General features: G+C 62.8%; 32 protein-coding genes. 18 read left to right on the top strand and 14 right to left on the bottom strand.

What is annotated here, in order from left to right; translation table 11 throughout:
• The first annotated feature begins 171 nt into the window (after positions 1-171).
• A complete protein-coding gene (locus tag ACTORR_RS09745) occupies positions 172-981 on the top strand; it encodes a 5-methyltetrahydropteroyltriglutamate--homocysteine methyltransferase (RefSeq protein WP_099815676.1) in 810 nt (269 codons plus the stop codon).
• Here the strand turns inward: ACTORR_RS09745 and ACTORR_RS09740 are convergent, their stop codons facing one another.
• On the bottom strand, positions 982-2,160 hold the full coding sequence (locus ACTORR_RS09740; RefSeq protein ID WP_313365711.1) for an acetyl-CoA C-acetyltransferase: 1,179 nt from the start codon (positions 2,158-2,160) through the stop codon (positions 982-984).
• Positions 2,161-2,408: 248 nt separating this feature from the next.
• On the opposite strand from ACTORR_RS09740, the gene fabV reads away from it, so the two are divergent.
• Both fabV and ACTORR_RS09730 read left to right on the top strand, forming a co-directional pair.
• Complete coding sequence (gene fabV, locus ACTORR_RS09735; protein WP_054887226.1) at positions 2,409-3,620, top strand: enoyl-ACP reductase FabV; 1,212 nt, start codon at positions 2,409-2,411, stop codon at positions 3,618-3,620.
• Positions 3,621-3,787: 167 nt separating this feature from the next.
• Positions 3,788-4,696, top strand: a complete 909-nt coding sequence (locus ACTORR_RS09730) for an alpha/beta hydrolase family protein (protein WP_313365710.1) — start codon at positions 3,788-3,790, stop codon at positions 4,694-4,696.
• Between the two features lie 118 nt (positions 4,697-4,814).
• Here the strand turns inward: ACTORR_RS09730 and ACTORR_RS09725 are convergent, their stop codons facing one another.
• The 4 genes from ACTORR_RS09725 to ACTORR_RS09710 all read right to left on the bottom strand — a co-directional run bounded on the left by ACTORR_RS09725 (position 4,815) and on the right by ACTORR_RS09710 (position 6,784).
• Positions 4,815-5,156, bottom strand: coding sequence for a HopJ type III effector protein (locus ACTORR_RS09725; protein ID WP_178075589.1), 342 nt, complete (start codon positions 5,154-5,156; stop codon positions 4,815-4,817).
• Positions 5,149-5,445 carry a DUF1244 domain-containing protein gene (locus ACTORR_RS09720; protein WP_054884724.1) on the bottom strand — a complete coding sequence of 99 codons (297 nt, stop codon included), beginning with the start codon at positions 5,443-5,445 and terminating at the stop codon, positions 5,149-5,151. The genes ACTORR_RS09725 and ACTORR_RS09720 overlap by 8 nt, the downstream gene beginning before the upstream one ends.
• 9 nt (positions 5,446-5,454) lie before the next feature.
• Positions 5,455-6,147 carry a dihydromonapterin reductase gene (gene folM, locus ACTORR_RS09715; RefSeq protein ID WP_054884723.1) on the bottom strand — a complete coding sequence of 231 codons (693 nt, stop codon included), beginning with the start codon at positions 6,145-6,147 and terminating at the stop codon, positions 5,455-5,457.
• Between the two features lie 76 nt (positions 6,148-6,223).
• Entirely contained in the window at positions 6,224-6,784 is a 561-nt protein-coding gene (locus ACTORR_RS09710) for a hypothetical protein (RefSeq protein WP_054884722.1), read from the bottom strand.
• 219 nt (positions 6,785-7,003) lie between these two features.
• Here ACTORR_RS09710 and ACTORR_RS09705 point away from each other — a divergent pair, with 219 nt between their 5' ends.
• Positions 7,004-7,936, top strand: coding sequence for a MerR family transcriptional regulator (locus ACTORR_RS09705; protein ID WP_262108674.1), 933 nt, complete (start codon positions 7,004-7,006; stop codon positions 7,934-7,936).
• Here the strand turns inward: ACTORR_RS09705 and ACTORR_RS09700 are convergent.
• Together ACTORR_RS09700 and ACTORR_RS09695 are read right to left on the bottom strand one after the other, a co-directional pair.
• Positions 7,921-8,541: a hypothetical protein gene (locus tag ACTORR_RS09700; protein WP_313365149.1), complete on the bottom strand. Its 621-nt coding sequence runs from the start codon at positions 8,539-8,541 to the stop codon at positions 7,921-7,923. The two genes, ACTORR_RS09705 and ACTORR_RS09700, sit on opposite strands and share 16 nt — an antisense overlap.
• Positions 8,542-8,601: 60 nt before the next feature.
• Positions 8,602-9,030 (bottom strand): PAS domain S-box protein, encoded by a 429-nt coding sequence (locus ACTORR_RS09695; protein WP_054884720.1) that lies wholly within the window; start codon positions 9,028-9,030, stop codon positions 8,602-8,604.
• Positions 9,031-9,136: 106 nt separating this feature from the next.
• Here ACTORR_RS09695 and ACTORR_RS09690 point away from each other — a divergent pair, with 106 nt between their 5' ends.
• Positions 9,137-9,592, top strand: coding sequence for a flavodoxin (locus ACTORR_RS09690; protein ID WP_054884719.1), 456 nt, complete (start codon positions 9,137-9,139; stop codon positions 9,590-9,592).
• On the opposite strand, the gene ACTORR_RS09685 is transcribed toward ACTORR_RS09690, so the two are convergent.
• The gene (locus ACTORR_RS09685; RefSeq protein WP_054884718.1) at positions 9,574-10,470 is read right to left on the bottom strand and encodes a LysR family transcriptional regulator; all 897 of its coding nucleotides are present in this window, start codon (positions 10,468-10,470) and stop codon (positions 9,574-9,576) included. The two genes, ACTORR_RS09690 and ACTORR_RS09685, sit on opposite strands and share 19 nt — an antisense overlap.
• 99 nt (positions 10,471-10,569) lie before the next feature.
• Here ACTORR_RS09685 and ACTORR_RS09680 point away from each other — a divergent pair, with 99 nt between their 5' ends.
• From ACTORR_RS09680 to ACTORR_RS09665, 4 genes are all read left to right on the top strand, one after another.
• Positions 10,570-10,956, top strand: coding sequence for a CidA/LrgA family protein (locus ACTORR_RS09680; protein ID WP_099815669.1), 387 nt, complete (start codon positions 10,570-10,572; stop codon positions 10,954-10,956).
• A complete protein-coding gene (locus ACTORR_RS09675; protein ID WP_054884716.1) occupies positions 10,946-11,632 on the top strand; it encodes an LrgB family protein in 687 nt (228 codons plus the stop codon). Before ACTORR_RS09680 ends, ACTORR_RS09675 begins: the two co-directional genes overlap by 11 nt.
• A 175-nt stretch (positions 11,633-11,807) precedes the next feature.
• Entirely contained in the window at positions 11,808-12,713 is a 906-nt protein-coding gene (locus ACTORR_RS09670) for an alpha/beta fold hydrolase (RefSeq protein WP_054884715.1), read from the top strand.
• A 114-nt stretch (positions 12,714-12,827) separates the two neighbouring features.
• On the top strand, positions 12,828-13,730 hold the full coding sequence (locus tag ACTORR_RS09665; protein WP_313365148.1) for an SDR family oxidoreductase: 903 nt from the start codon (positions 12,828-12,830) through the stop codon (positions 13,728-13,730).
• 209 nt (positions 13,731-13,939) lie between these two features.
• On the opposite strand, the gene ACTORR_RS09660 is transcribed toward ACTORR_RS09665, so the two are convergent.
• Complete coding sequence (locus ACTORR_RS09660; RefSeq protein ID WP_313365147.1) at positions 13,940-14,722, bottom strand: IclR family transcriptional regulator; 783 nt, start codon at positions 14,720-14,722, stop codon at positions 13,940-13,942.
• Between the two features lie 114 nt (positions 14,723-14,836).
• On the opposite strand from ACTORR_RS09660, the gene hmgA reads away from it, so the two are divergent.
• From hmgA to maiA, 3 genes are read left to right on the top strand one after another with little or no spacing between them, the layout of a single operon-like run.
• Positions 14,837-16,138, top strand: coding sequence for a homogentisate 1,2-dioxygenase (hmgA, locus tag ACTORR_RS09655; protein ID WP_262108676.1), 1,302 nt, complete (start codon positions 14,837-14,839; stop codon positions 16,136-16,138).
• 3 nt (positions 16,139-16,141) lie between these two features.
• Positions 16,142-17,434, top strand: a complete 1,293-nt coding sequence (gene fahA, locus ACTORR_RS09650; RefSeq protein ID WP_313365146.1) for a fumarylacetoacetase — start codon at positions 16,142-16,144, stop codon at positions 17,432-17,434.
• A gap of 11 nt (positions 17,435-17,445) precedes the next feature.
• Positions 17,446-18,078: a maleylacetoacetate isomerase gene (gene maiA, locus ACTORR_RS09645; RefSeq protein ID WP_099815663.1), complete on the top strand. Its 633-nt coding sequence runs from the start codon at positions 17,446-17,448 to the stop codon at positions 18,076-18,078.
• Here maiA and ACTORR_RS09640 read toward each other — a convergent pair.
• On the bottom strand, positions 18,072-18,878 hold the full coding sequence (locus ACTORR_RS09640) for a SirB1 family protein (RefSeq protein ID WP_099815662.1): 807 nt from the start codon (positions 18,876-18,878) through the stop codon (positions 18,072-18,074). The genes maiA and ACTORR_RS09640 overlap by 7 nt on opposite strands.
• Positions 18,879-19,002: 124 nt before the next feature.
• Here ACTORR_RS09640 and ACTORR_RS09635 point away from each other — a divergent pair, with 124 nt between their 5' ends.
• On the top strand, positions 19,003-20,022 hold the full coding sequence (locus tag ACTORR_RS09635) for a Leu/Phe/Val dehydrogenase (protein WP_054884708.1): 1,020 nt from the start codon (positions 19,003-19,005) through the stop codon (positions 20,020-20,022).
• An 18-nt stretch (positions 20,023-20,040) separates the two neighbouring features.
• Here ACTORR_RS09635 and ACTORR_RS09630 read toward each other — a convergent pair whose 3' ends face one another.
• Both ACTORR_RS09630 and ACTORR_RS09625 read right to left on the bottom strand, forming a co-directional pair.
• The gene (locus ACTORR_RS09630) at positions 20,041-20,916 is read right to left on the bottom strand and encodes a WYL domain-containing protein (RefSeq protein WP_099815660.1); all 876 of its coding nucleotides are present in this window, start codon (positions 20,914-20,916) and stop codon (positions 20,041-20,043) included.
• A gap of 67 nt (positions 20,917-20,983) precedes the next feature.
• A complete protein-coding gene (locus ACTORR_RS09625) occupies positions 20,984-21,250 on the bottom strand; it encodes a YebG family protein (protein ID WP_054884706.1) in 267 nt (88 codons plus the stop codon).
• A gap of 295 nt (positions 21,251-21,545) precedes the next feature.
• Here ACTORR_RS09625 and ACTORR_RS09620 point away from each other — a divergent pair, with 295 nt between their 5' ends.
• Positions 21,546-22,016: a phosphate-starvation-inducible protein PsiE gene (locus ACTORR_RS09620; protein ID WP_054884705.1), complete on the top strand. Its 471-nt coding sequence runs from the start codon at positions 21,546-21,548 to the stop codon at positions 22,014-22,016.
• A 113-nt stretch (positions 22,017-22,129) separates the two neighbouring features.
• Complete coding sequence (locus ACTORR_RS09615; protein WP_099815659.1) at positions 22,130-22,432, top strand: hypothetical protein; 303 nt, start codon at positions 22,130-22,132, stop codon at positions 22,430-22,432.
• Positions 22,433-22,435: 3 nt separating this feature from the next.
• Here the strand turns inward: ACTORR_RS09615 and ACTORR_RS09610 are convergent, their stop codons facing one another.
• A complete protein-coding gene (locus tag ACTORR_RS09610) occupies positions 22,436-22,738 on the bottom strand; it encodes a DUF3509 domain-containing protein (RefSeq protein WP_054884732.1) in 303 nt (100 codons plus the stop codon).
• A gap of 124 nt (positions 22,739-22,862) precedes the next feature.
• Entirely contained in the window at positions 22,863-23,210 is a 348-nt protein-coding gene (locus ACTORR_RS09605) for an HPF/RaiA family ribosome-associated protein (protein ID WP_054884703.1), read from the bottom strand.
• 337 nt (positions 23,211-23,547) lie between these two features.
• On the opposite strand from ACTORR_RS09605, the gene ACTORR_RS09600 reads away from it, so the two are divergent.
• Genes ACTORR_RS09600 through ACTORR_RS09590 form a run of 3 tightly spaced genes read left to right on the top strand, consistent with a single transcriptional unit; the run spans position 23,548 to position 25,747 of the window.
• Positions 23,548-23,853: a DUF3649 domain-containing protein gene (locus ACTORR_RS09600; RefSeq protein ID WP_313364216.1), complete on the top strand. Its 306-nt coding sequence runs from the start codon at positions 23,548-23,550 to the stop codon at positions 23,851-23,853.
• Complete coding sequence (locus ACTORR_RS09595; protein WP_054884701.1) at positions 23,850-25,421, top strand: PepSY-associated TM helix domain-containing protein; 1,572 nt, start codon at positions 23,850-23,852, stop codon at positions 25,419-25,421. The genes ACTORR_RS09600 and ACTORR_RS09595 overlap by 4 nt, the downstream gene beginning before the upstream one ends.
• A complete protein-coding gene (locus ACTORR_RS09590; RefSeq protein ID WP_099815657.1) occupies positions 25,421-25,747 on the top strand; it encodes a DUF3325 domain-containing protein in 327 nt (108 codons plus the stop codon). The genes ACTORR_RS09595 and ACTORR_RS09590 overlap by 1 nt, the downstream gene beginning before the upstream one ends.
• The last annotated feature ends 4 nt before the right edge of the window (positions 25,748-25,751 follow it).

The following is a 25,751-nucleotide window of genomic DNA, read 5'->3' as shown; positions in this document are numbered from 1 at the left end:
GCCATGTCTGAATACGTAGGCTGCTGCTCTGAACAAGACATTCAGGTTGGTCGGTATCATGAGTATTTCTTGAGTTCATCTCAAATTTTATGAGTTTGTCTCAGGCGTGTGCTGACTGGAAAATTCCCTTATTCATTTAGGCACTCTTTTTCGAACTCTGAGGGACAAGACATGGCACTGGCGCACAACCTGGGCTTTCCACGCTTTGGCAGTGACCGCGAGTTGCGTGCCCGCCACTGGCAAGTGCAGAAAGACGCCGGCATCGAGCTGCTGCCAGTCGGCGACTTCGCCTGGTGCGATCAGCCGTTTGCCCAAGGCTGGGAGCAACTGTTCGACGAAGTGACAGAAGCCAAGGCTTTGGGCCATGCAGTCAAACCGGTGGTCATCGGCCCGTTGACCTACCTGTGGCAGGCCAGCCAGGACAGCGCCATCCTCGACGAGCTGGAACACCTGCTGCCGCTGTATGACCAGGGCCTGAACCGCCTGGCTGCCCTGGGGGCGGAATGGGTGCAGATCGATGAGCCGATCCTTTCGCAGGAGCTGCCGCAGGATTGGAAGAACGCTTTTGAACGCGTTTACAACATCCTTCAGCGTGCGCCGCTGAAGAAGCTGATCGCCACTTACTTTGGTGGGCTGGAAGGCAACCTTGGCCTGGCCGTCAACCTGCCGGTCGATGGCCTGCACATCGACCTGGTGCAGGCCCCCGACCAGTACCAGACCCTTCTTGACCGGCTTCCGGCCTACAAGGTGCTGTCACTCGGCCTGGTCGACGCCGGCAACGTCTCGCCTTGCGACCAGGAGAAGACCTTGGACCTGCTGCGCGATGCCCACGACCGCCTGGGTGAGCGGCTGTGGGTGGCGACAGACTGTTCGTTGCTGCACAGCCCGGTGGACCAGGCCGTGCAGAAGTGTCAGGAAGTTGCGCTGCTGGCCAGGGCTATCAATGAGGCGGCTGCCACCGAGTTGCGCGCTTCTGCCTGATCAACGTTCGATCGCCAGTGCGACACCCTGGCCACCACCAATGCACAGGGTGGCCAGCCCCTTCTTGGCATCACGCTTGATCATTTCGTGCAGCAAGGTCACCAGCACCCGACACCCCGACGCACCGATCGGATGGCCCAGGGCAATCGCCCCGCCGTTGACGTTGACCTTGCTCGCATCCCACTCCAGCGCCTTGCCCACCGCCAGCGCCTGCGCGGCAAAGGCTTCGTTGGCTTCGATCAGGTCAAGGTCGGCCAGCTGCCAGCCTGCCTTGTCCAGGCAGCGCTGGGTCGCCGACACCGGGCCTATGCCCATGATCGCCGGGTCCACGCCCGCGCTGGCATAACTGGCAATCGTCGCCAGTACCGGCAGCCCCAGGGCCTGGGCCTTGCTGGCGCTCATCATCAGCACCGCGGCGGCGCCGTCGTTGAGGCTGGACGCGTTGCCAGCGGTGACGCTGCCGTCCTTCTTGAAGGCCGGGCGCAGCTTGGCCAGCGAATCGGCAGTGGTGTCCGGACGGGGTTGTTCGTCACGGTCGAAGACTTTCGGCTCGCCTTTTTTCTGCGGCATCACGATCGGCGTGATCTCGTCCTTGAAGCGGCCTGCTTCGATCGCCGCCACGGCCTTGCGTTGCGACTCGGCGGCGAAGGCGTCCTGCTGCTCACGGCTCAGGCCATATTTTTCCACCAGGTTCTCGGCGGTGATGCCCATGTGGTAGTCATTGAAGGCATCCCACAGGCCGTCGCTGATCATGCTGTCGATCAACTGGCCATGGCCCATGCGCTGGCCGGTGCGTGCCGATGGCATTACGTACGGGGCCAGGCTCATGTTCTCCTGGCCGCCGGCAATCACCACCTCGGCGTCACCGCAACGGATTGCCTGAGCGGCCAGGTGCAGTGCCTTGAGGCCCGAGCCGCAGACCTTGTTCAGAGTCAGCGCCGGCACGCTGTAGGGCAGGCCGGCCTTGATCGCGGCCTGGCGCGCCGGGTTCTGCCCGGCACCGGCGGTAAGCACCTGGCCGAGGATCACTTCATCGACCTGGGCCGGGTCCAGCCGGGTCTGCTCCAGCAGCTGCTTGATCACTGCTGCACCGAGGTCGACGGCCGGCACATTGGCCAGGGCACCCTGGAAGCTGCCGATGGCGGTACGGGTTGCGGCGACGATGACCACGTCGTTCATGTTGTTGTTCTCCGGGCAATGGGCGTAGTGCTGCCAGCATCTGCCGCTTTGGTTGATTTGTTAAGTTTGTTTTTCTTTGTGATTGATGTGAAAAGCCAATCAATGAGGGTGCAGACGATCCGCGGTTTTGCATCCCCCTGATCAGCCCGTAATATGTGTCGGATAACCTGCGGGGGTAGTCTCACCCTCTGATCAAACGGAATCGCCCCTATGGCGATTCCCCGGCATACACTGACGAGGTACAGACATTGGCCATCATTCATCCTAAGGTTCGCGGTTTCATCTGCACCACGACTCACCCGAAGGGCTGCGAGCTCAACGTCCGTGACCAGATCGAAGCCACCCGCAAGCTGGGCGTGCGCGAGGATGGCCCGAAGAAGGTCCTGGTCATCGGTGCTTCCAGCGGCTACGGCCTGGCAGCCCGCATCACCGCGGCCTTCGGTTTCAAGGCCGACACCCTGGGCGTGTTCTTCGAAAAGCCAGGTACCGAGACCAAGGCCGGTACCGCCGGCTGGTACAACGCCGCCGCCTTCGACAAGTTCGCCAAGGCCGAGGGCCTGTACAGCAAGTCGATCAATGGCGACGCCTTCTCCGATGAAGCCCGTGCCAAAGTCATCGAGCTGATCAAGAACGAAATGGGTGGCAAGGTCGACCTGGTCATCTATTCGCTGGCTTCGCCCGTGCGCAAGCTGCCGCACACCGGCGAACTGGTGCGTTCGGCATTGAAGCCGATCGGCCAGCCGTACAAGTCGACTGCCATCGACACCAACAAGGACACCATCATCGAGGCCAGCATCGAGCCGGCCACCGAGCAGGAAATCGCCGACACCGTGACCGTCATGGGCGGCCAGGACTGGCAACTGTGGATCGACGCCCTGGCCGGCGCTGACGTGCTGGCCGAAGGCGCGCGCACTGTGGCCTTCAGCTACATCGGCACCGAAATCACCTGGCCGATCTACTGGCACGGCGCCTTGGGCCAGGCCAAGCAGGACCTGGACGAAACCGCACTGCGCCTGGACAGGAAGCTGGCCGCTGAAGTGAAGGGCGGCGCCAATGTGGCCGTGCTGAAGTCGGTGGTCACCCAGGCCAGCTCGGCCATCCCGGTGATGCCGCTGTACCTGTCGATGGTGTTCAAGATCATGCAGGAAAAGGGCGTGCATGAAGGCACCCAGGACCAACTGGACCGCATGTTCCGTGATCGCATGTACCGCGCCGATGGCGCCCCGGCCGAGGTCGACGAGAAAGCCCGCCTGCGCCTGGACGACTGGGAACTGCGCGACGACGTACAGGACGCCTGCAAGGCCATGTGGCCACAGGTCACCACCGAGAACCTGTTCGAACTGACCGACTACGCCGGTTACAAGAAGCAGTTCCTCAACCTGTTCGGCTTCGAGCGCGCTGACGTCAACTACGACGAAGACGTGGCGACCGATGTGAAGTTCGACTGCATCGAGCTGTAAACGCTGCAGGCCTGTACCGGCCTCTTCGCGGGCAAGCCCGCTCCCACAGGTTCTCCACTAGCCTCAGGCATGGCGATACTTCTGTGGGAGCGGGCTTGCCCGCGAAAGGGCCAGTACAGCCCAGAAAATTTTTGCTAGTTTTGGCGCACAACAACAGGAAGTGCGCCATGAGCAGCCTCACCCAACCCGCCACCGCCTTTCGCCAGGCCACGGCCGACGGCTATAGCCTCGGCGGCTTCTGCTGGCGTCACGCCCACCCCGACGCCACGCGCCCGCTGGTGATCATCAACGCGGCCACTTCGGTACGCTGCCGCTATTACTCGCGTTTTGCCGACTACCTGTTCGCCCAAGGCTGCGATGTACTGACCTACGACTATCGTGGGATCGGCGAATCACGCCCGCATACCCTGCGCGGCTTCCAGGCATCGTGGAGCGATTGGGGCCGGCTGGATTTCGAAGCCATGCTGGCGCATGCCGCCACGCATTTTCCCGGGCAGCCGGTGGACGTGGTGGGCCACAGTTTTGGTGGTTGCGCCGTCGGCCTGGCGCCGTCGGCCGGGCAGGTACGGCGGGTGGTGATGGTCGGTGCGCAGTTCGCCTACTGGCGCGATTACGCTGCCAATCAGCGCTGGCGGCTGTTTGGGAAATGGCATGTGGTGATGCCGTTGCTGACCCGTGCCTTTGGCTATTTTCCCGGCAAACGCCTGGGTTGGCTTGAGGATACGCCCGCCGGCGTGGTGCATGACTGGACCACTCGCACACCGCGCTACGAACAGCGCCCGAGCGGGCTCGGTCTGGCAGCGTTGCCCTTCGCTCAAGTAAAGGCCGCGACCTTGGCCATCAGCCTGACCGACGATCCGTTTGGCACGGTGGCGGCGACCGAGCGTTTGCTGGGGTATCTGCCTGCGTCGCAGCGGCGGCATTTGCGGATTGCGCCTGTGGATATCTCGGTCGATGAGATTGGCCACTTCGCATTCTTCCATGATCGGTTTCGCGAGAGCCTGTGGCCGATTGCGCTGCATTGGTTGCAGAAGGGCGGGCTGGCAGATGAAGTGCCAGGGATAATGATCAGTTGAAATTCTGGGGCCGCCTTGCGGCCCTCTCGCGACACAAGGCCGCTCCCACAGAAGAATTGCATATCCTTGTGGGAGCGGCCTTGTGTCGCGAAAGGGCTGCGAAGCGGCCCCGGCATTTTCAAGCGTTGCGCGAGAGAGGCAGCTCGGCGAACTTCACGCCGGCCAGCCCATGCTTGATCAGTGCACGGATATTGCCATGGTCACTGCCCTCAGGCGTGGCCAGCACGTCACGGTAGTGCTCGCCGAAGGCCAACAGCGCTTCCTGGTCGCTCAAGCCTTCCAGCAGGGCCAGGCCGAGGGTCTTGCACGAGCCTTCGTTCTGCCCGGCAGCATTTTCCACGCCACCGTTGTTGAATGCCTGAGGCTGGTAGCTGTAGTTGCCAGCAATGAAGGCCAAGGTATCGGCGAAGGCGTGTTGGCCGCTGGCCAGGCTGGTGCGCAGGGTGTTCAGATCAGTCACGAGGTTTTCCTTGTTCAAACGCCGCTTGCTGCTCGGCGCTGGCTTCTTTCTGATATTGGGCTTTCCACTCGGCGTAGGGCATGCCGTACACCGCTTCCCGGGCATCATCCAGGCTGATGTCGACCTGGCGCTCGTCAGCGGCGGCCTTGTACCACTTTGACAGGCAGTTGCGGCAGAAGCCGGAAAGGTTCATCAGGTCGATGTTCTGTACGTCGGTGCGTTTTTGCAGGTGTTCGACCAGGCGCCGGAACGCGGCGGCTTCGAGTTCGAGCTGTTGTTGCTCAGTCATGTCAGTCTCTCAGATCATGCGGTTCTTCAGGTGGCGGCCACCGTTGATGACCACTTGGCTGCCGGTGCTGTACTGGCTGGCGAGCAAGTATTTCACTGTCTCGATCAGTGGTCCGGCGCCGGGTTCGAATTCCAGCAGGGCCTTTTTCAGGGTCTGCTGGCGGTAGGCCTCGTCTCCGCCTTCCTTGAGGATCAGCAGGCCCGGCAAGATACCGTTGACGTGCACCTTGGGCGCGTATTTTTCGGCAAACGACAACACCATGTTCTGCAGCGCGGCCTTGGTCGCGGCGTAGCCGATGTGGCCTTTGCTGCCGCGTGAGGAGGTTTCGTCGCAGATGTGGATGATATCGGCCTTGTCGACCTTGTTCAGCAACTCGCCGAGCGCCAGGTTGAGGTGATACGGCGCTTCGACGTGCAGATGGAACATGGTCTCGAGGTTGTCGAGGCCATCGTCGAGCCACAGCGAGGCGTTGTGAATGATTGCACGCAGGCCGTCATAGTTGCGCTGCAGGTGGTCGATCAACGCTTCACGGTCGGCTCTGAGGCAGAGGTCGGCCTGGAACTGCACGATGTTCGGGTGCGCGGACTGCGCCTGGAGGCTGCGGCTGGCACTGACCACCGTATGGCCGGCTTGAGCCAGCTCAAGGGCCAGGGCCAGCCCGACGCGCTGGCTGGCGCCGGTGACGAGAATAGGGCTGTTCATGTGCGGGCGGTCAACTTGTCTGTCCTGTCGTTGCCGCCCAGCATACCCGAACTGTCACCTCTTGTATGACCTCTGCTCAGCGGCTGCGCAGCGCCGGGCTGGCGGTTGGCGTGGCGTGCAGCCAGTTGGCCAGCAGGCGGGTGGACAACGGGATGAAGAAATAGACCATGACGGGTGTCAGCGCCAGCGTGCTGAGCATCACCCGGGGTACCAGCTCGAACGTAGCGAGCCAATGCCCGAACAGGGCATTGAACAGCAGCGAGACCGGGAAAAAGGCCAGCCAGATGGCCACGGCCTGCTTCCAGCGAGGTGGTTTTTGCACCATATTGGTGCCAAACCAGTCGTCAATGCCGCTGACGCGCCTCTCTTTGGGGCGCTCGAACAGGCCGTTGCCCCGGGCGAGCCAGGCCCGGCGCGAGGCGGAATGCTCCCAGGCGTGCAGGGTGGGCTCGTCGCTGAAGCGGAAAATGATCTGGAATTCGTCGCTGTGGCGGGGCGGCGCGAGGATGCCCGAGCCGAGGTAGCCGGGGAAGTCGGTGGCCAGCTGCTCGCCTTCGTGCAGCCAGGCCAGCAGGTCCTGGTAGCGGCCATGGGCGGCGCGGCGCGATACCATCAGGGTGACGGGTGGGGTAGACATCGTGTATCTCCTGGCGACGGGGCTGGCGGGTAGCCGGCTCCTGACTGCGTGGCCCGGGGTGGTGGGCAACGTCAATCTCCATGCAATAATCGGGCACGCGGCGGCATCGTGGTGACAGGCTGCCTTTGTCGACTGATCGCAAACGATTGCTGGTTTGCAGCACATGATGTCGTAGTACAATTGCCGCCCAACTTCCGCACACAGGTCACTCCAGTGCAGATGAACAAACAGGGACGTAGCTCGGCTATCGAGGCAGGCCTGCAACACCAGGACCTGTTCCCCATTCGTGAGGTTTCCCGCCTGACCGGCGTCAACACCGTGACCCTGCGTGCCTGGGAGCGCCGTTATGGGCTGATCCAGCCGACACGCACCGACAGCGGTCACCGGCTGTATTCCCAGGCAGATATCGAACAGGTCCGGAGCATCCTGGGTTGGCTCGAACGTGGCGTGGCGGTCAGCAAGGTCGGCGGCATTCTCGCGCGCGGCCAGGCCGTCGCCCAGGCCGTGGTATCGCCTGACAGCAGGGCTCAGTGGCAGGCTCAGATACGCCAGGCGGTGAATCGCTTCGACGCGTCAGGCCTGGATACGCTGTTCGATCAGGTGTTCGCGGCAATCGCTCAGGACCAAGTGTTCAGCGAGGTGTTCTTGCCGGTCTGGCATGATCTTGGCGCAGGGCAAGGGGCGTTCGGCCAGGCCAGCGAGTGGCTGTTCCTCGACCAGTTCCTGCGTGGCCGGGTGTTCTCCCGTTTGCAGCTCTCCCGTCGGCGGCGTGCGCGCCATGTGCTGCTGGCTCCCCTTCCCGGGCTGTGCCACGAACTGGAACTGCTGGTGACCGGCTTGCTGCTGGGCTGCGAGGACATCGGCGTGAGCCTGCTCATGCCCGGCCAGGCGCTGGAAGAACTACCGCTGGTCTGTGAGCGCCTGCGGCCGGATGCGCTGGTGCTGTTCGCCAACCACGCGCCGACCGTCGAATTGAACAAGCGCCTGCGGCGTCTGGCAGCAGGCCTGGAATGCCCATTGCTGCTTGCCGGTGAGGTGTCCGAGAGTGCTCAGGACAGCCTGGCGGGCAGCCCGGTTGCATGCCTCGGTGCGCAAAGTGAGCTGATGCGGCGTCGCTTGCAACAGTATCTGGCTGGTCAGCTCGATACCTGATCGTGCAGTTCTGGATGGGCCTGGCGATGGGCCTGCAAGATGTACTCACGCAGTCGGTCGATTTCTTCAGCCGGGCTGCGGCTGAGGTCGTAGGCGGCCAGGTCCGGGCCGATGCTTCGGCGCAGCCTGCCATGCAGGCTGATCGGGCTGATGCCAGCCGGGGCGAAATGCAGATCGAAACGCGATGGGGCTTTGGCCGGGCCACGCAACTCGAGCAACGCACCCTTGAACGAAATGTCCCTGACCAGCAGACCACTGGCCTTGCCCTGGGCATCCAGCAGGGCGCTGGGCTGATCCATCGTCAGGCGCCAGGGGCGCAGCGTGGGGCCGTCGTCTTCGTAGATTTCCGGTGAGCCGATCTGCAAGTGAACGGCATGGAACTCGTCTTCCACCAGTTGCAGCGGGAAGCTGATCTGCTGGTTGTTGAACTGCGCCTGCAGGGTCACCTGCTCATTGGCCACCAAGCGGGCGAGCAGTGACTGGATGTGGCGGTCACCATTGACCAGCAGGCTCGACATCGAGTCGGCCAGGTTCAATTGCGGGAAATGCTGCATGTCCTGGATAAAGTCCAGTTCGTCCTGGGTCAGGAGCGCTTCTGCTTGCATGATCGAACTCGATGATGACGATTTCTTCAACGGCAATTGACCGTGTTCACAGCGCTTGGTTCAGGCGCGTTCGTCGGCATTCCGACGAGCGTGCATTTCGGCCAGTTCGCGCTCGAGTTCGACTTGCCGGCTGACGTCCTTCTGGATACCGATGAAATAGGTGCGCTGGTCGCCAGCGTGCCTCACTGGGGTGATCGACAACTCGTTCCAGAATGCACTGCCATCCTTGCGGTAGTTGCGCAGTATTTCACGGCAGGGACGGCCTTCGGCCAAGGCCTTGCGGATGCGTGCGCGGCCCAGTTGATCGCGATCATCGGCCTGCAGGAAGCGGCAATCCTGATAGAGGATTTCATCCCGGCTGTAGCCGGTCAGGCGTTCGAAGGCCGCATTCACGTAGATCAGGATGGTGTCGTCGCCTTCCTGTTCGGCGACCACGATCCCGTCGTTGGATGCGTCGACCATCGATTGCAGCAGCTGCGCGTTGATCATGTCCGGACCATTGGGGCAATGAAGGGGACTGGGGTGGAGGCGGCCTTTTGCTGGCGCCGAATGCTAGTATCCTACGTTTTAACTCAGTTTCGGAATCCTCTTCCTGATGAAAGTCGCCATTATTTCCGGTTCGGTGTACGGCACCGCCGAAGAAGTCGCCCGCCATGCCGAGTCGTTGCTCAAGGCTGCTGGCCTTGACGCCTGGCATGCTGCCCGTGCTACCCAGCAGGATCTTGAGGGCTTTGGCCCTCAAGCGTTGCTCGCGGTGACTTCGACCACCGGCATGGGAGAACTGCCAGATAACCTGATGCCGCTTTTCAGCAGCATTCGCGACACCCTGCCTGCGGCCTGGCGTGGGCTGCCGGGCGCGGTGATTGCCCTGGGCGATTCGAGCTATGGCGATACCTATTGCGGCGGTGGCGAGCAGATGCGTGAGCTATTTGCCGAACTGGGGGTAAGGGAAGTGCTGCCGATGCTGAAGCTCGATGCCAGCGAGACCGTGACCCCAGAGACTGATGCCGAGCCTTGGCTGGCAGCGCTTGTTCAAGCGCTGAAAGCCTGAGGCGTTTCCTCCCGCAACAATGTGAGCCAGGCCTGTGCTGCACGCGACAGGTAGGCTCCACGCCGCCAGATGAAGGCGATATCCCAGCGTAGATCGGTCGGCGCCTCGAGCGGCACGCGCACCACCCCGGGGCGCTCCAGCGCTTTTGCCACCACACGGGGCAGCAGCACCACGCCCTGGCCGGCCGCGACCAGCGCCACGAGGAAATCCGCCTGGCCGCTGCGGCCACCTTCCTTCGGGGTGAAGCCTTGCTGCTGACAAGCCTTGAGCAAGCGGTCGTTGAGCACGAAGCTGCGTTGGTACAGCAGAAACGGCGTATCCGCCAACTGCTTCAAGCTCAACGGGCCCAGCCCGGCAAGCCCATGCCCGGCCGGCAACAGGACATCCAACGGTTCATTGCAGAACGGCTGGTATCCGAACGCCGGGTCGCTCGGGGTGAGGCTGCCGCCCAGCTCCAGTTCGCCACTCTTGACTGCCTGTTCGACGCTACGGCTGCCGCCCTCAAGTAGCTGAATGGCGATGTTCGGATGGCGCCTGCGGTATTCGGCGAACAACCCGGCGAACAAGGTATCGCTGCCCAGCATCGGCAAGCCCAGGCGCAACTCGCCGCGCGCCATGTGGCTGAGGTCGTCCAGCTCACTGAGCAGCTCCTGACGCTGGCGCAACAGCGCTTCGCCGCGCTCTAGCACGATGCGCCCGGCTGCCGTCAGATGCAGTTGCGAGGCTTGGCGCTCAAGCAGCGGCTGGCCCACATCTTGCTCCAGCTGGGCGACTTGCTTGCTCACGGCTGACTGGCTGATGTGCAAGGTCTGCGCGGCTTGGGTAAAGCCGCCGCGATGGATGACTTCGATGAAGCTGCGTAGCTGTTTGAATTCCATGATCGCGATTCCATTGTGGAATGGCTGCCAGTCTAACAATTCGCTTTTGGCCTAGGCAGACGAATCTTAAAATGAGGGCCTGTCGAGGAACGTTCACCCATGAAACCCGCATTACTGAAGAAAACGCTGCGCCTGCTCGCCGAGCTGGCGGTGCTGCTTGCCCTGTTCCTGTTCGGTGGCCAACTGGCCGCCTGGCTGAGTTGGCCGATTCCGGGCGGAGTAATGGGCCTTGGCCTGCTGTTGCTGCTGTTTGCCTTTGGTGTGCTCAAGCCGGCCACCTTGCAAATGGGCGCTGGCTGGCTGATGGCGGAAATGCTGCTGTTTTTCATCCCGGCACTCATGAGCCTGCTCGATTACGGCAGCCTGGTGCAAAGCGAAGGCTGGCGTATTTTGCTGGTCATCGCCGTGAGCACCCTGATGGTCATGGTGGTGACCGCCGTCACCGTGGAAGCGGTCTGCCGCTGGAGGCTGCGCCGTGAGCCTTGAACCCATGCCGCTGTTCTGGCTGGTGCTGACCTTGGTCGCCTACCTGGCCAGCCGCTGGCTTTATCGGCGCACCGGACGCTACCTGATGTCGCCCCTGATTCTGGTCCCGGCATTGCTGTTGGCGGTGGCTGTGCCACTGCACACGGCCTACGCCGAGTATTCGCGCAACACCCATTGGCTGATGAGCGTGCTGGGCCCGGTGACCGTGGCCTTTGCCGTGCCGATCTGGCAACAGCGGGCGATGCTGGCGCGTCATTGGCCTGCGCTGTTGATGGGTATGGTGGCCGGCAGCGCGGCGTCGATCGCCAGTTCCTGGAGCCTGGCGCACTTGCTGGCGCTGGATGATGCGATCAGCCTGTCGTTGGTGCCGCGTTCAATCACCACGCCATTTGCCATGCCGCTGGCCCATGACCTGGGTGGCGTGCCAGAACTGACGGCGGTATTCGTGATGTTCACCGGGGTGCTGGGTGCGATGTTCGGCGGCCTGCTGCTGCGCTGGCTGCCATTGCGTACGCCTCTGGCGCGTGGCGCGCTGTTCGGTGTGGGCGCGCATGGTGCGGGGGTCAGCCGGGCTCGCGAAGTGGGCTGTGAAGAGGGTTCGGTGGCCGGCCTGGTCATGGTCCTCACCGGCCTGCTCAACCTGTTCGCCGCGCCATTGCTGGCGATGCTGCTATGACCGTACGTGCCACTGACTCGCTCGGTCATCAAGCTGGCTGTTAACGCAATTTTCACATGATGGACCGGTGATTACACTCGGCCTCGATATAGAGAGCACATGAAAGTGCCGAGGTGAATGCAATGACCGCAGCCTTGCCCTATCCCGTCATCACCCCTCCACCGGGACAATTCTGATGCCTATGGCCGAGATTCCATTGCGCGTCTGGCGTACCCGGGGGCAGGATTTTTCGTTCCGGGGCCAGAGCATCCGCTACTGGACCGCAGGGCAAGGAGAGCCCCTGCTTCTTTTGCACGGATTTCCCACCGCAAGTTGGGATTGGCATTACCTATGGGCGCCGCTGACCCAGCGCTTCCGGGTGATTGCCTGCGACATGCTCGGCTTCGGCGATTCTGCCAAGCCGCTCAACCACCGCTACAGCCTGATCGAGCAAGCAGACCTGCAGCAGGCGTTGCTGAGCCATCTGGATATTCACCAGCCGATTCATCTGCTGGCGCATGACTACGGTGGCAGCGTCGCTCAGGAACTGCTGTCGCGCCACCACGAACAGCGTGCCGATATCGCCAGTTGCGTGTTCCTCAACAGTGGGTTGTTCCCGGAAAGCTGTCAGATCCCAAGAATCCAGAAGCTGCTGCTCAGTCGCCTGGGCTGGCTGGTGGGGCGTTCGTTCGGGCGCGACGATCTGGTGCGCAACGTCATCCAGATCTACGGCCCGTGCACCCACCCAAGTGAAAGCGCGCTGGACGATTGCTGGAGCCTGATCGCCAGCCGCAACGGTACGCGCATCCTGCACAAGCTGGTGGGTTACCAGCCTGAGCGAAGGCAGCACCGCGAGCGCTGGGTCGGGGCTTTGCAGCGCAGTGGTGTGCCGTTGCGGTTCATAAACGGCATTGCCGACCCTTTGTCCGGTGCGCAGATGGTCGAGCGCTATCGGCAGCTGGTGCCGCACCCCGATATCGTGCAACTGCAAGGCATCGGCCACTACCCGCACACCGAAGCGCCGGCGCAGGTGCTGCGCCATTACCTGGCCTTTCGCGAACAGCTGCTGAGCTATTTACCGCAGAAAGTCGCCTGGTCCTGAGCCGCGATCATCGCCTGCCGTTATCGCCCGGCATTCAGCCAGGGTGAGCTTGATTGTTCGCTTGCCTGGGCGGGCGGACAATCGATGCATTCAACCTGACCTGGAGCCTTGAGCATGAGCGAGCCGGTACGTCTGCAAGACCGTGTAGTGATCGTCACCGGAGCCGGTGGCGGCCTGGGCCGTGCCCATGCCTTGCTGTTTGCCGCACGTGGCGCCAGGGTCGTGGTCAATGACCTGGGCGGCTCGACCCATGGAGAAGGTGCCAATGCGTCGGCCGCCGACAAGGTCGTGGCCGAAATCCGCGCTGCCGGGGGCACTGCGGTGGCCAACCACGATTCGGTGGGCGACGGTGCGCGCATCGTCGAACAAGCGCTGGACAGTTTCGGCAGGGTCGATGTGCTGGTGAACAACGCCGGCATCCTGCGCGACAAGGCCTTCCACAAAATGGACGACAGCGATTGGGATCTGGTCTACAAGGTCCACGTCGAAGGCGCCTACAAGGTCACCCGGGCTGCCTGGCCACACCTGCGTGAGCAGAACTGGGGGCGGGTAATCTTCACTGCTTCAACCTCGGGCATCTACGGCAACTTCGGCCAGGCCAACTACGGCATGGCCAAACTGGGGCTGTATGGTTTGACCCGCACCCTGGCCATCGAAGGGCGCAAGCATGGCGTGCTGGTCAACGCCATCGCCCCTACCGGTGGCACGCGCATGACCGAAGGGCTGATACCCCCACGGGTGTTCGAGCGGCTCAGGCCGGAGTTGATCAGCCCTTTGGTGGTCTACCTGAGCAGCGAGCAGTGCCAGGACAGCGGCGAATTGTTCGAGGTGGGCGGTGGCTGGGTGGGCAAGGTGCGCTGGGAGCGTAGCCTCGGGGTCGGTTTCAATCCCGAGCAGGGGATCACCCCGGAGCAGGTCGCGGAACACTGGGCGCAGATTGGTGATTTCGAAGGGGCAGTGCACCCGCAGGACAACCTGCAGGCGTTGCAACAGATGATGGCCAACCTGCAGAAATAAAAAAGGCCGCTGCAAGACGCAGCGGCCAATCGAGACGTTAGATCAAGGAGCTTCAAAATCAACGTCGGTGAACCTCGCGGGCCTGAAAGGCGGGGGGTAGAGCCCTTCATGCCGGCCAGTGAGGCAAGAATAAGCGCTTGATCCAGTGGGAAAAATAGCCGCTTGTGACATTCACCTTTACGTTTCGGGCAACAGTGCCGGCGGGCACTTCACGCCGCTGGCGAATAGCCCATGCGCCAGCTGGTATTCCGCGCCGCTGCCAGCAGGCGCTGTGCAGCTGGTCCGTGTTCATCAGCGTGAAAGATCGAGGTCGGGCCGACCACGGTCATCACCGCCGCGATCTGCCCCATGGCATTGAATACCGGGGCAGATAACGCATCCACACCTGGCATCAAAAGGCCGTGCACATGGTGCAGGCCTTGTTGGCGGATGCCTGCCAGCAAGCCTTCGTAGTCGCTGGCGCGCTGCTGCAGCACGGCCAGCTCGCGGTCACGCAGCTCGACGGTTTCACGCTCGGGCAGATGGGCTGCAAACACCAGGCCGGTGGAGGAACTGAGCAGCGGCAGCACCGAACCGATCTGGGTCACCACCGTGACTGCGCGCACGGCGGGCTCGATGCTGACCACGGTGGCGCCCTGATTGCCCCACACGGCGAGGAAGCAACTCTCGTTCAGCTCATCGCGCAATTGCGACAGTGGCAGTGCTGCCACTTTCAGTACATCAATGCTGCCCAGCGCCGCCAGCCCCACGCGCAATGCCTCGCGCCCCAAGCCATAGTGGTTGGTGGCGGCATCCTGCTCGGCGAAACCACTGGCGATCAGCGCCTGCAGGTAGCGGTGCACCTTGCTCGCCGGCATCTGCACATGTTCGGCCAGGCGCGACAGCGAGGTAGACGGCGACAGTTCAGCGAGGGCCTTGAGAATGTCGGTGCCGACTTCCGCCGAGCGGACTTTCTGCTTGCCGTGGTCGGCGGGGGGGCTGGCTTTGGCCATGGGTAGGAGGCTTCCGGATTTTTCGCGTCGCGCCTTTATAGCTTGACGCCTGACGGGGAGCAAATTACGTTATTCGTAATCTGATTACGACAAAAACAATATCCGGAGGCTTCGATGAACCGCGACACGTCCCCCGATCTTCAATACCTGAGCGGTTTCGGCAACGAATTCGCCAGCGAAGCCCTGCCAGGCGCCCTGCCGGTGGGGCAAAACTCGCCACAGAAGGCCCCCTACGGTTTGTACGCCGAACTGCTGTCGGGCACGGCGTTCACCATGGCCCGCAGCGAGCTGCGCCGTACCTGGTTGTATCGCATCCGCCCGTCGGCCTTGCATCCGCGCTTCGAGCGCCTGCAGCGCCAGCCATTGAGCGGCCCGCTGGGCGCGGTCACGCCCAACCGCCTGCGCTGGAATCCGCAGCCCATCCCCAGCGAGCCAACCGATTTCATCGAAGGCTGGCTGCCGATGGTGGCCAATTCGGCCGCCGAGAAGCCGGCAGGGGTCAGCATCTACATCTATCGCGCCAACCGTTCCATGGAACGGGTGTTTTTCGATGCCGACGGCGAACTGCTGCTGGTGCCGGAACAGGGCCGCCTGCGCATCGCTACCGAACTGGGCGTCATGGATGTCGAGCCTCAGGAAATCGCCGTGATCCCGCGGGGCATGAAGTTCCGTGTCGAATTGCCCGATGGCCAGGCCCGGGGCTACATCGCCGAAAACCACGGCGCGCCGCTGCGCCTGCCTGACCTGGGCCCTATCGGTAGCAACGGCCTGGCCAACCCGCGTGATTTCCTCACCCCGGTGGCGCACTACGAAGAACTCAATGGCCCGGTGCAACTGGTGCAGAAGTTCCTCGGTGAGCATTGGGCCTGCCAACTGCAGCACTCGCCGCTGGACGTGGTCGCCTGGCATGGCAGCAACGTGCCCTACAAGTATGACCTGCGCCGATTCAACACCCTTGGCACGGTCAGCTTCGATCATCCGGATCCGTCGATCTTCACCGTGCTGACTTCGCCGACCAGCGTGCACGGCATGGCAAACATGGATTTCGTGATCTTCCCGCCGCGCTGGATGGTAGCCGAGAACACCTTCCGTCCACCGTGGTTCCACCGCAACCTGATGAATGAGTTCATGGGCCTGATCAACGGTGCCTACGACGCCAAGGCCGAAGGTTTCCTGCCGGGCGGTGCCTCGTTGCATGGGGTGATGAGCGCCCACGGCCCGGATGCCGAAACCTGCGAAAAGGCCATCGCTGCCGAGCTGGCTCCGCACAAGATCGACAACACCATGGCTTTCATGTTCGAGACCAGTCAAGTGCTGCGCCCGAGCCTGCAGGCCCTCGACAGCCCGCAATTGCAGGCCGACTACGATAGTTGCTGGGCCACCTTGCCGAGCACCTTCAACCCGAACCGGAGATAACCCATGAACCAGACCGCCATTGCCCGTAGCTGGGTCGAGCACGCCAACGGGCACAGCGACTTCCCGCTGCAGAACCTGCCGCTGGGCGTCTTCAGCCGCCCGGGTGAAGCACTGCGCTGTGGCGTCGCCATCGGCGATGCCATCCTTGACCTGGAGGCCGCGTTGGCCGCGGGCCTGTTCACTGGCCAGGCCAAGGCAGCGGTGGAAGCCACCCGCGGTGGTGCGCTGAACGCGTTCTTCGCCCTGGGGCGTGCTGCCCGGGTGGCGCTGCGTGAGCGTCTGCTGGTGCTGCTGGGCGAACACAGCGAACACCAGGCTGAACTCAAGGCTGCGCTGTATCCAGCCAGTGAGTGCCAGTTGCACCTGCCGGCCAAGGTCGGTGACTACACCGATTTCTACGTCGGCATCCAGCACGCCACCAATGTCGGCAAGCTGTTCCGCCCCGACAATCCGCTGCTGCCCAACTACAAATACGTACCGATCGGCTACCACGGCCGCGCCTCGACCTTGCGTCCCTCGGGGGCCGAGGTCCGTCGCCCGAAAGGCCAGACCCTGCCGCCCGGCCACACCGAACCGAGCTTCGGCCCCTGCGCGCGGCTGGACTACGAACTGGAGTTGGGCATCTGGATCGGCCAAGGCAACGACATCGGCCAGGCCATCCCGATTGCCGAAGCTGACCAGCACCTTGCCGGCCTGTGCTTGCTCAATGATTGGTCGGCGCGGGATATCCAGGCCTGGGAATATCAGCCACTGGGCCCGTTCCTGTCGAAGAGCTTCATCACTACGCTTTCGCCTTGGGTAGTCACTGCCGAGGCCCTGGAGCCGTTCCGCTGTGCCCAGCCGGCCCGGCCGAAGGGGGACCCGCAGCCGCTGCCTTACCTGCTCGACGAGCGTGACCAGGCCAATGGCGCCTTCGATATCGAGCTGGAAGTGCTGCTGCTCACCGAGCGCATGCGCGAGCAGGGTATGCCGGCCCAGCGTCTGGCCTTGAGCAACACCCTGAACATGTACTGGACCGTTGCCCAGCTGATCACCCACCACAGCGTCAACGGCTGCCAGTTGCAGCCTGGCGACTTGTTTGGTTCCGGCACGCTGTCCGGTGCCTCACCCGATTCGTACGGCAGCCTGCTGGAGACCACCGTAGGCGGCAAGCAGCCGGTGGAGCTGGCCAGCGGCGAAATCCGCAAGTTCCTCGAAGACGGTGACGAGATCATCCTGCGCGCCCGCTGCAAGCGTGAGGGCGTGGCCAGCATCGGCTTCGGCGAATGCCGCGGCAAGGTCATCGCAGCCAACTGAGGGAGCAGGCCATGGAGCTGTATACCTATTACCGTTCCACCTCTTCCTATCGGGTGCGCATTGCCCTGGCGCTGAAGGGCCTGGACTACCAGGCCCTGCCGGTCAACCTGCTCAAGGGCGACCAGCGCGGTGATGCCTACGTCGCGGTGAACCCGCAAGGCCGGGTGCCGGCCTTACGAACCGACGGCGGTGAATTGCTGGTGCAGTCGCCAGCGATCATCGAGTACCTGGAAGAGGTTTATCCACAGCCCGCGTTGCTGCCGGCTGGCGCTGCGCTGCGGGCCAAGGTGCGTGGCGTGGCGGCAATCATCGGTTGCGATGTGCACCCGCTGCACAATGTCAGCGTGCTCAACCAACTGCGCCAGCTGGGCCACGACGAGGCGCAGGTCAATCAGTGGATCGCACACTGGATCGGCCAGGGGCTGGCCACCGTTGAGCAGTTGATTGGCGATCACGGTTATTGCTTTGGCGACGAGCCGGGGCTGGCGGATGTCTACCTGATTCCGCAGCTGTATGCGGCCGAGCGCTTCAACATCGACCTCAGCGGCTACCCCCGCATAGCCCGGGTCGCTGCACTGGCCAAGGCGCATCCGGCGTTCGCCAGGGCGCACCCGTCCTGTCAGGTGGACACGCCGACTCAGTGAATCGAACGGTTCACTGCCGGTAGCTTGCCGATACGTTCGGACAGCTTAAGGCGCTGAACCGGGTCGTCGGTCAGCAGCAGGGCGTGTTCCAGGTCGAAACGTTCGGCCTGCGGGCAGTCCAGGTGTTGATACAGCGTTGCGCGGGTCATGTAGTCACTGACTTGGGCCGGGCCCAGTTGCATGACCCGTTCGGCGTCGATCAGTGCAGCCAAGTGGTTGTCGTTGCTCATATGCAACTGGCGCAGGTTGCGCGAAAGGCGCTGCAGTATCTGTGTGGCACTGGCGCTGCGCAGGTGTTCGGCAGTCAGCGGCACATGCGGGCCAAACTGGCGCGCCAGCAGCTCGCGGCAGTCCTTGGGGTACAGGCGCCGGCCCCCACAAGGGTCGAGCAGGTGGTCGGCACCGGGTACGCGCAGCAGGAAGTGCCCAGGGAATGCCACGCCTTCCAGGGGTATGGACAGGCGCCGGGCGAGTTCCAGAGCAACGATCGCCAATGCCAGGGGCTGGCCGCGTCGGCGCTGCAGTACCTTGTCCAGCAACGCCGCATGCGGCCGCAGCGGATGGAGTTCGTCCTGCTGGAAACCCAGTGCATTGAGCTGTCGCAGCAGCGGCTGGGCCAGTTCGGATAATGGCAGCATGGGCAGGCAGGCACTGATCTGCCCTTGCAGGTTTTGCAACGTGGCAAGGCTGGCCGCAGGCTCGACCTTTCGATCATGCTCGGCGGCAATCCACAACGCAGCTTCCAGCAGGGCGACCGGCTCGCGCTCCAGGCAGGCCAGGCAGGCTTGACGTGGCTTCATCAGGGCTCTCCACACACGCTTGAGTATTAGCCGTGGGGCGTGGATTCGTCCAGTGGTCCGCCGACGGCGCCGTACCTTGGCGCATGCCTATACTGGTAGGAGCACCTCGTTGGGGAGCCTGTCGATGTTCGCTCTGATGCAAAGCACCCGTACCCAGTCGCTGCACCTGTTCATTGACCCGCCCACTGGCCTCAAGGCCGTAGTGGCGATTCACAGCGAAAAATTGGGCCCTGCAGTGGGGGGGTGTCGCTACCTGCCCTATGCCGATGACGAGAGCGCCATGACCGATGCCATCCGCCTGGCCCAAGGCATGAGTTACAAGGCAGCACTGGCGGGCCTGCCGTTGGGTGGCGGCAAGGCGGTGATCATGCGCAACCCGCATGTGGAAAACCGTGCGGCACTGTTCGAGGCGTTCGGCCGCTTCATCGATACCTTGCAAGGGCGTTTCATCATTGCCGTCGACAGTGGTACCTCGACCCTGGACATGGACTGCATTGCCCAGAGCACACCGCATGTGACCAGCACCACGGCCTCTGGCGACCCGTCACCGCATGCTGCCATGGGCGTGTTCGCCGGCATACGCGCCACCTCGCAGGCACGCCTGGGCAGCAGCAACCTCGAAGGCTTGCGCGTCGCTGTGCAGGGGCTGGGCAATGTCGGTTATGCCTTGGCCGAGCAACTGCATGCGGCAGGGGCGGAGTTGCTGGTCAGCGACCTGGACCCTGGCCGCGTACGCTTGGCGGTAGAGCAGTTCAATGCTCACCCGGTGACCAATGACGCCCTGATCAGCACCCCTTGCGATATTTTCGCGCCCTGTGGCGTGGGCCCGGTGCTCAATGGCCAGACGGTGATGCAGCTGCGTTGCGCGGCGGTGGCGGGGGCGGCCAACAATCAGCTGACCACCTTGCAGGTGGCGGATCAGCTGGAGTCGCGCGGCATTCTGTATGCCCCTGACTACGTGATCAATGCCGGTGGCCTGATCTACGTAGCGCTGAAGCATCACGGAGGCGACCTGGGTACCATCACTGCGCATCTGGCGCGGATACCGACGCGGTTGACCGAGGTGTTCGGCCATGCCCAGGCGGAAAAGCGCTCCCCGGCCAGAGTGGCGCAGATGCTGGCCGAGCGCATGTTGTACGGTTGAGGGCCTGGCGCAACTGCCTCAATCATGCATGAGCCAGGGCCTCAGTTGCTTGAGGTTGGAGACCACTACCTGTTGCGCTTCAGGGCTGGTCGCCACGTTGCGCGGGTCGATCTGATGGCGCTGCAGCACATACTTGACCAGAGCCCTGCGGCTCGGCACCACCAGTCGCCCGTCAATCATGCCGAAGTCGGCTTCGATGATTGCCTTCTGCGCCTCGTTCAAACGCTCGTCGGGCTTGAAGATCACCGCAATTTCGGTATTCCAGTCTTCATCCTGTGCCCGGGGGTTGGGCGACTCGTCCAGCAGGCCCGGCTGCCCGCGCAAACGGCTGAGTACGAAGTCGCGGTACTGACGGTTCTTTTCACAGTACGCCCGCACATGCCAGCGCATGCCGGTGTAGACCAGCGTGTGCGGGGCGATGAGGCGTATTTCGACGTTCGGCGTGTTGAGTGAAACGTACTCGGTTTCCAGGCGCAGGCCTTCACGGCAGGCCTTGAGCAGGGGGCGCAGAACTTCTGGCCGAATGGGCCGGTCCGGTACTTCGAGCACCTTGGTGTGGGCGTAGGCCAGTGCCAGGCCGTCAATGTGCGGAGCGCGTTCACCGTTCTGATACAGCAGTTGCAGGTAGGCGCTTGCGCTGTCCTCGATGAACTTGGGTATGAACTGATTGCTGGGTACATAACCCTTGAGCTGTTTGTCGTACACCAGGTTCTTCGGCGCATGCTCGGTGATGTAGGTATTGATGTCCTTGGATGCCTGCTGCCGGCTGATTCCGAAGCTCTGCATCAGGTGGCCGGTGGTCAGGCGGCCTTCCCACCAGGCGACGGTCTCGATCAGCTTGTAGCGCAGTGCCAGGTCCCAGCGCACCTGCTCGACGGTTTGCCTGCGTTTCATGATCTCTCCTGGGAAGGCATGCCTGGGAGGTGCCTTGCAGGCGGTGACCCCGACTCGGAGGTGCGGCCTACTCGCTGGCTTTTTCCGCTGTATCCAGCTCAGCCAAAGCCGCCGCATTGCTCTTGAACGCCGCTGCAAACACAGCCCTGTTCTTGGCCATGAAGATGCTGGCCTCTTCGGCGATGTTTTCATCCAGCCCAGGTACGTGTTTAACCAGAACCTGAGTAAGCACCTCGGCCAGTTCCAGCATCTGGTCATGGGCATCTGCGAGTTTGCGGTCCAAGAACGTGGTCTCCAAATCGCGCGTGCTGCGGTAAAGAATCTCAACAGCCATACGAGGCCTCTCGGTCAGTGGGGCAGGGGCGCTGTGGTGCGCCTGCTGCTGTGCGGTTCAGTTGCTATCCAGGCAGTCGGGCAGAATGCCGTCACCGAATACTGTATCTATATACAGTAATGACAAGGCAGTCATTTCGCAACCGGAAATTGTAGCTGTACCGAATTCGCTCGCTGCCCGTGCCTTGCGGCAATCGGTCGCCTTCCAAGGCAGGGGCCTGGCCCTTTAACTGCATGGCACAAGCGTCACAGGCGTGACGCATCATCCTTCATGTCGTATCGGGGAATCGCACATCGTGGATATCAAATGGGCTGAAAAACTGCGCAAGGGCCTGCACGGCTCGGCCGACGCGCTGGGCAACCTGTGCGTGGAAGCGTTCCACTACCTGGCGCTGTTCGGCATTGGCGCGATTACCGCCTACGCGGCGGTGGTAACGTTCCTGGACATGCTCGGCAAGGGCGGGGTCAGCGTCGACGACATCCTGCTGCTGTTCATCTACCTGGAGCTGGGGGCGATGGTCGGTATCTACTTCAAGACCAACCACATGCCCATTCGCTTCCTGCTGTATGTGGCGATCACCGCGCTGACGCGCCTGCTGATTGGCGACGTGTCGCACCACAAGGCGCCGGACGAGGGGCTGTTGTACGTGTGCGGTGGTATCTTGCTGCTGGCGTTCTCGATCCTGGTGGTGCGCTACGCCTCTTACCGCTACCCCTCGACCAAGGTGCTGGACGCCAGCGGCAAGGAAGTGGAGGAGGGTAAGTGAGGGGCTAACCGGCTACCGCTGGCAATGGGCTCAGGCATCGTTGAATCCTGGCTGGCGCCTGGCAGAGCGTCGTGACAGCGGGTCGCGCACGGTGGCGCCGACAGGAGAATAAATTGAGCAGAAATACCGAAGCTGTACATGCCCACCTGAAGCAGGTGCTTGCGCCGTTGGGGCTCGACCCGAATGGGGTGTATGTCACCGAAGTCGCCGATGTCGTCGAATTGAAAGTGGTCGGCAGCCGTTCCCTGGTGGAGGAGTCGTTGTACTGGCTCAAGCGAGGCCAGGAGCCCACTTACGACCAGGGCCTGGTCGGTCTGTTCCACCGCTCCAATAGCTTTGATGCCGCGCACCGCGTAGGTAACTGGCGCCTGACGGAGTTGGAGAAAGCAATCGGCGAGATGCTGACGCTGGCCTGATCCTCAGTTGGCCACGCTCACTGCTGCGAACGGGCGGGCGTCAGGGCGCGTATCGCGGGTCAGGGCGGCCAACACCTGCAACGGGTTCTGCCCCAGTTCGATCGCAAGGCCCAGGCGGATGCTGTCGATGACCCGTTGCAGGCGCACAGGGTCGTTGCGCTGGGCCTGGCTGATGAGGCGCTTGGCAACCACGCCGGCGTCATCGGAAAGGGTCAGCATGATGCTGCCGTCCAGCCGTTCGATACTCAGGTTGATCCGGTATTCGGAGGCGAAGGCGGCGCTGATCTGTTCAAATGGATTGTTCATGGTCTGGGTCCGCAATGGATGACTGCAGAAGTTGACCGGGTAACCTGCACGATGGTTCATCCCCATTGATCGGTGCAAACCAAAACGCCCGGCGCGAGCCGGGCGTTGTTGTTCAGGGAGCCTGTCAGGCGTCGGGGTCGGTCAGTTCCAGTACCCCGCGCTTGCTGCGCAGTTTGCCGTAGAAGTGTTCCAGCGCATTGTTCAGCTTGCTGGCGGCACCGTCGACCGCCTGGTCCAGTGAGGTGGCAGTGTGGGTCACGGAAATCGGCTGATGGCCTTTCGGGCGAGCCTCCAACTGGCAGCGTTTGTCATGCGGGCCGGGCTTGGCGCCGTTCTCGTCACGCAGATGCACCTCGATGCGGGTGAGGTCGTCGTCATAGCGTTCGAGGGTGGCTTCCAGCGTACTGCGGACCCACTCGTTGAGACGGATGTTGCCTTCGATATGGTTGCTGCTGTTGACCTGGATTTGCATGATTCCAATCCTTATTCAGCTTGCTCGCATGGAGGCGTGCCTAGGCCATTGAGGGCCTTGGTATTTCTGCGCCTCTTGACTCTAAGGTCAGGCAACGGCGAAACGAATACAACCCCTTTTTGAAAATAAATTTTCTGTAGCAAATTCATTGGAGGGGGCCGCCAACATGGATTCGCCGCGAGCCTTGCAGCGCCTGTGCGATCGAGCGCCGCGCGGGCGACGCTCGGTCTCATAGGCGCTGAATATCTGACGGCGAACACCCGATAGCCTCCATAGAGATTTTGCTTATGAGAATTAAACTCATTACTATTGCATCCCCATTCCCCGGACCCTCGCCATGAAGCGCTCCGCCGCCGGACTCCCTCTCAGCTATCGCCTGGCCGTGGTTTCACGCAGCCTGGCGGCATTGCTGGGCGGCTATCTGCTGGCGTCGTCGGTCAGTGTCTGCCTGGCCCTGCTGTTGCCGTTGCCCCAGGTCGACGCCACGCTGTCCGGCCTGATGCTCTCGTTTGTGTTCTACCTGCTGGCCTTCATCTGGTGCTTCGCCTGCCGCAGCGCCTTGCGTGCCTGGCTTGGCGTGTTGTTGCCGAGCCTGGTGCTGGGCCTGCTCGGCGGGTTCGCCTACTGGATGAAGAACCCATGAAGGAAGGCTTCCGCCAGGCCATGGCCTGGCTGCACACCTGGACTGGCCTGATATTCGGCTGGCTGCTGTTTGCCATCTTCCTGACCGGCACCCTGTCGTACTTCAAGGAAGAGGTCAGCCACTGGGCGCAGCCGGAAGTGCGCCGCCATACGCTCGACCCGGTGACCAGCCTGGGCTTGGCCCAGCGCTATCTGGAGCGCAACGCCGCGCACTCGGACAGCTGGATGATCCGCCTGCCAAGCGAGCGCGACGCCGCCTTGAACGTCGGCTGGCGCGACCCCGAGGGTGGGCCTCGGGGCTTTGTCAGGAAGAACCTGGATGCACAGAGCGGGCAGCCGGTCGATGCGCGCGAAAGCCGTGGCGGCGAGTTCTTCTACCGCTTCCATTTTGAACTGCAGATGCCCTATCCATGGGGCCGCTGGCTGTCGACGCTGTGTGCCTTCATCATGCTGCTGGGGTTGGTCACCGGGATCATTACCCACAAGAAGATCTTCAAGGAGTTCTTCACTTTCCGCCCTGGCAAGGGCCAGCGCTCATGGCTGGATGGCCACAATGCCATTGGCGTGCTGGTGCTGCCGTTCCACCTGATGATCAGCTACAGCAGCCTGGTGCTGTTCATGTACATGGTCATGCCGGCCAGCATCATGGCCAGTTACGGCAATACCAACGGGTACTTCAATGACCTGTTCGGCCGCGACCAGGCACCCAAGCCAGCCCATGTCGCCGCGCCTCTGGTGCCGCTGGCGAGCCTCCATGCCAAGGTGCAGGCGCTGGTGCCGGGCGCACGCATCGGGCTTATCCAGGTGCAGAACGCGGGCGATCGCAATGCCCGTGTCGTCTTCACCCAGTCATCGGCGGATAACGTCCCCTACAAGCGCAGTGCCAACTGGACCTTCGATGGGGCCTCTGGCGAACTGCTGAAACAGGGCGCGCCGGAAAGCGCCGCGATGATGACCTCGTTCAGTTTCGCCGGCCTGCACATGGGCAACTACGCCGGGCCTTGGCTGCGTTGGTTGTACTTCGCCTTCGGGCTTGCCGGCACGGCGGTGATCGGCACCGGCCTGGTGATGTGGCTGGGCAAACGCCAGCTCAAGCATGCCAGGAGCGAACGTCTGCCGGGCGAGTTGCGCCTGGTCGAAGTGCTCAACATCGCCAGCATGAGTGGCCTGGTGCTGGCCGTGGCCGGTTTCTTCTGGGCCAACCGGTTGCTGCCGGTGGCACTGCATGGGCGTGCTGACTGGGAGGTGAACACGTTCTTCCTGGTCTGGCTGGCGTCACTGCTGCATGCCGTGCTGCGCCCGGGGCGCAGGGCCTGGGGCGAGCAGCTGGCAATGGGGGCACTGGCTTTTGCCCTGTTGCCGTTGCTCAACGCCTTGAGCACCGGCCAGGGGTTGAACGTCTCTGTGCCTGAGGGTGACTGGGCCATGGCCGGTTTCGACCTTACCGCCCTGGCGTGTGGGCTGTTCCTGGCCTGGGCCGCGAGCAAGATGCTGCGCCCACCGAAGCCCGTCGCAAAACGTGCGGCGAAGGCGGCCAAGGTCTCGCCCAAAATGGTCGAGGTGCAGTGATGCTGAGCATTGCCCTTATCGGTTTCGCCGGTTTCGCCGCGCTGTGCCTGGCGATGGAAAAGCATTACAACGAGCTGCTCAAGCACAAGCCCCGCCCGGCCCAGTTGCGTGCACTGCGCGCTGGCGGTTGGCTGCTGCTCATATTGTCCCTGGTGCTATCCGTTCACTGTCGTGGCTGGGCCCACGGGCTGGTGGAGTGGGCCGCGCTGTTGATGGCCGGCGTTACCCTGTGGGTGTTCGGTCTGCCTTACATGCCGCGGGCGTTGCTGGGCCTGGCTGCCGCCAGCCTGGTACTGGGCCCGCTGTTGGCCGTGGTTGCGGGGTGATGCC

The organism is Pseudomonas sp. SAR267, assembly GCF_052077595.1.
Taxonomy (GTDB): domain Bacteria; phylum Pseudomonadota; class Gammaproteobacteria; order Pseudomonadales; family Pseudomonadaceae; genus Aquipseudomonas; species Aquipseudomonas vlassakiae.
Note: the sequence above shows the minus strand (reverse complement) of the source record. Positions and strands in the feature narration are given on the sequence as shown.

Bases quoted from the DNA above. Each gene is read 5' to 3' on its own strand.
- ACTORR_RS09745 (WP_099815676.1), top strand. From the start codon at position 172: ATGGCACTGGCGCACAACCTGGGCTTTCCACGCTTTGGCAGTGACCGC.
- ACTORR_RS09740 (WP_313365711.1), bottom strand. From the start codon at position 2,160: ATGAACGACGTGGTCATCGTCGCCGCAACCCGTACCGCCATCGGCAGC.
- ACTORR_RS09730 (WP_313365710.1), top strand. From the start codon at position 3,788: ATGAGCAGCCTCACCCAACCCGCCACCGCCTTTCGCCAGGCCACGGCC.
- ACTORR_RS09720 (WP_054884724.1), bottom strand. From the start codon at position 5,445: ATGACTGAGCAACAACAGCTCGAACTCGAAGCCGCCGCGTTCCGGCGC.
- folM (WP_054884723.1), bottom strand. From the start codon at position 6,147: ATGAACAGCCCTATTCTCGTCACCGGCGCCAGCCAGCGCGTCGGGCTG.
- ACTORR_RS09710 (WP_054884722.1), bottom strand. From the start codon at position 6,784: ATGTCTACCCCACCCGTCACCCTGATGGTATCGCGCCGCGCCGCCCAT.
- ACTORR_RS09705 (WP_262108674.1), top strand. From the start codon at position 7,004: ATGAACAAACAGGGACGTAGCTCGGCTATCGAGGCAGGCCTGCAACAC.
- ACTORR_RS09700 (WP_313365149.1), bottom strand. From the start codon at position 8,541: ATGCAAGCAGAAGCGCTCCTGACCCAGGACGAACTGGACTTTATCCAG.
- ACTORR_RS09695 (WP_054884720.1), bottom strand. From the start codon at position 9,030: ATGATCAACGCGCAGCTGCTGCAATCGATGGTCGACGCATCCAACGAC.
- ACTORR_RS09690 (WP_054884719.1), top strand. From the start codon at position 9,137: ATGAAAGTCGCCATTATTTCCGGTTCGGTGTACGGCACCGCCGAAGAA.
- ACTORR_RS09685 (WP_054884718.1), bottom strand. From the start codon at position 10,470: ATGGAATTCAAACAGCTACGCAGCTTCATCGAAGTCATCCATCGCGGC.
- ACTORR_RS09680 (WP_099815669.1), top strand. From the start codon at position 10,570: ATGAAACCCGCATTACTGAAGAAAACGCTGCGCCTGCTCGCCGAGCTG.
- ACTORR_RS09670 (WP_054884715.1), top strand. From the start codon at position 11,808: ATGCCTATGGCCGAGATTCCATTGCGCGTCTGGCGTACCCGGGGGCAG.
- ACTORR_RS09665 (WP_313365148.1), top strand. From the start codon at position 12,828: ATGAGCGAGCCGGTACGTCTGCAAGACCGTGTAGTGATCGTCACCGGA.
- ACTORR_RS09660 (WP_313365147.1), bottom strand. From the start codon at position 14,722: ATGGCCAAAGCCAGCCCCCCCGCCGACCACGGCAAGCAGAAAGTCCGC.
- hmgA (WP_262108676.1), top strand. From the start codon at position 14,837: ATGAACCGCGACACGTCCCCCGATCTTCAATACCTGAGCGGTTTCGGC.
- fahA (WP_313365146.1), top strand. From the start codon at position 16,142: ATGAACCAGACCGCCATTGCCCGTAGCTGGGTCGAGCACGCCAACGGG.
- maiA (WP_099815663.1), top strand. From the start codon at position 17,446: ATGGAGCTGTATACCTATTACCGTTCCACCTCTTCCTATCGGGTGCGC.
- ACTORR_RS09640 (WP_099815662.1), bottom strand. From the start codon at position 18,878: ATGAAGCCACGTCAAGCCTGCCTGGCCTGCCTGGAGCGCGAGCCGGTC.
- ACTORR_RS09635 (WP_054884708.1), top strand. From the start codon at position 19,003: ATGTTCGCTCTGATGCAAAGCACCCGTACCCAGTCGCTGCACCTGTTC.
- ACTORR_RS09630 (WP_099815660.1), bottom strand. From the start codon at position 20,916: ATGAAACGCAGGCAAACCGTCGAGCAGGTGCGCTGGGACCTGGCACTG.
- ACTORR_RS09625 (WP_054884706.1), bottom strand. From the start codon at position 21,250: ATGGCTGTTGAGATTCTTTACCGCAGCACGCGCGATTTGGAGACCACG.
- ACTORR_RS09610 (WP_054884732.1), bottom strand. From the start codon at position 22,738: ATGAACAATCCATTTGAACAGATCAGCGCCGCCTTCGCCTCCGAATAC.
- ACTORR_RS09605 (WP_054884703.1), bottom strand. From the start codon at position 23,210: ATGCAAATCCAGGTCAACAGCAGCAACCATATCGAAGGCAACATCCGT.
- ACTORR_RS09600 (WP_313364216.1), top strand. From the start codon at position 23,548: ATGAAGCGCTCCGCCGCCGGACTCCCTCTCAGCTATCGCCTGGCCGTG.
- ACTORR_RS09595 (WP_054884701.1), top strand. From the start codon at position 23,850: ATGAAGGAAGGCTTCCGCCAGGCCATGGCCTGGCTGCACACCTGGACT.
- ACTORR_RS09590 (WP_099815657.1), top strand. From the start codon at position 25,421: ATGCTGAGCATTGCCCTTATCGGTTTCGCCGGTTTCGCCGCGCTGTGC.